The organism is Clostridium cuniculi, from assembly GCF_004353185.1.
In the GTDB taxonomy this organism is placed as follows: Bacteria; Bacillota; Clostridia; order Clostridiales; family Clostridiaceae; genus Clostridium; species Clostridium cuniculi.
The window spans coordinates 1-1,777 of record NZ_SMUS01000089.1 but is presented as its reverse complement, the minus strand read 5'-3'; the positions used below and the strand labels follow the sequence as shown (position 1 = coordinate 1,777).

Here is a 1,777-nt window from a genome sequence, read left to right as displayed (position 1 = left end):
TCTGACTTGTTAATTGATACTTTAACACCTACAGTCTACCCATAGGCAACATAACAACTCCTGGCACTCTAATACCTAGACTTCCACCCCGTATAATTTATTTGTCGGTCATACGTACCCGACTAAGGATATATATTAAGTCAGTTAATATATACCCCATAGACTTTCTGCATCTGCTCCATGTAACATTTATGTATTTATTTATAGTTGCCACTTATTGCTCTTAAACAACTCGTCCAAAAGAACCATTCTATATTTAATTATTTGTGCTGCATTTTTCCCGACATCGGGAATTATTTCGCTAAATCATCATTTTTCGAAATTATTTTTTTTAAATACATATTAACTATATTTATTACAAGTTAATTAAACCTTTTTAATTTTTGTCGTCAAAACACAATCTGACGACTTTTTTTTTGAATCGAAAATAGCATAACAATGCTACTTTAAAGGCATTTTTAAGCGAAAATCCATGGGACGTATTACAAGACTGTCAAACAAACTATTTAAAGCTTATAATTCAAATCATACTGAGAAAAAATCTCCAATACTTCTTCCAAACAATTAATAATAGAGAATCTTATATTTTCATCTGATTCATTATTTAACCTATCTCTATAATCATTGATCTTATCTAATAAATAACTTTGGAATGGATCCATTAATAATACCCCCTATAAATTCTTATAAAATAAAAAAACTCTAGGCAAATACCTAGAGTTAACAATCAAATTAATTAATGTACATTTAACGTACTTTAAAACGTACGTTTTTTTGTGAGTACATATTGAACTAAACCAAAAATTATATTATAATCACTGTATCGGGTTTAGTTGAATTAACTTCCTGCTCTGGTATTCGCATTACCTCGAGTAGCTCTGTTAAGTCGCCAAACTTAACAAAGAACTGAGCCAGAAAAGCACTCATTAATTGGGTGCTTTTTCTATTTAATTTTAATTATATAATATAACATAAATTCAAAAATAACAATATATTTTACATAAATTTGCTAAAATCTAAAACTTAATTAGTAAATTCCAAAAATATACCTCCTAAAAGCGCATGGTTGACACAAGTTCGCAAATGTTTGTATAAGTATCGAGAAAAGAAATTTAAAGCCATCAAAGGAAAGCAACGGCATAGACCACAAGGGACTATTACCGTTTGCTTTTCCTTTTGATTGGCAATTAAAATAAACAATTTGCTATATATTACATATAAGTAAATAAATTCTACATTGTTAAAAATTTATTTTGTACCCATTTTGATGTTTGACGACATTTTTTAAAAGTGAAGATACAAGCATTTTCAATGCTTTTAAGTACTTTTCAATAGAATTTTCGTGGGGCGTGGTACAAGACTGCCTAATATATATTTAAGCGTGTCTTCAGGACACTGTTGGGGCATTCCCCAAACCCCTACTACCGTCTTACACTCCAAGATCAATGATCTTAAAGTTCCAGTTGGTTTACTTCTAACTTATCAACTCAAATCATTTAATCGAAACATATTAAAATTTATACTTGCAATTAAAAGCCGAAGGCAATACAATTCCGTAGGGGATTTGAGCGAGAAAGACATAGTTTACCCTATTTTTTCATAGGATAAACTTTTTCACAATTCCGCTTTTTCATATCGCTTCATTGACTTTCTGACTTGTTAATTGATACTTTAACACCTACAGTCTACCCATAGGCAACATAACAACTCCTGGCACTCTAATACCTAGACTTCCACCCCGTATAATTTATTTGTCGGTCATACGTACCCGACTAAG

The 1,777-nt window shown here is 30.7% G+C and carries 1 protein-coding gene; it reads right to left on the bottom strand.

Annotation, left to right across the window (positions count from 1 at the left end; translation table 11 throughout):
• Positions 1-506 precede the first annotated feature (506 nt).
• Entirely contained in the window at positions 507-662 is a 156-nt protein-coding gene (locus tag EJJ37_RS20595; protein ID WP_166484862.1) for a hypothetical protein, read from the bottom strand.
• Positions 663-1,777 lie beyond the last annotated feature (1,115 nt).

Bases quoted from the DNA above. Each gene is read 5' to 3' on its own strand.
- EJJ37_RS20595 (WP_166484862.1), bottom strand. From the start codon at position 662: ATGGATCCATTCCAAAGTTATTTATTAGATAAGATCAATGATTATAGA.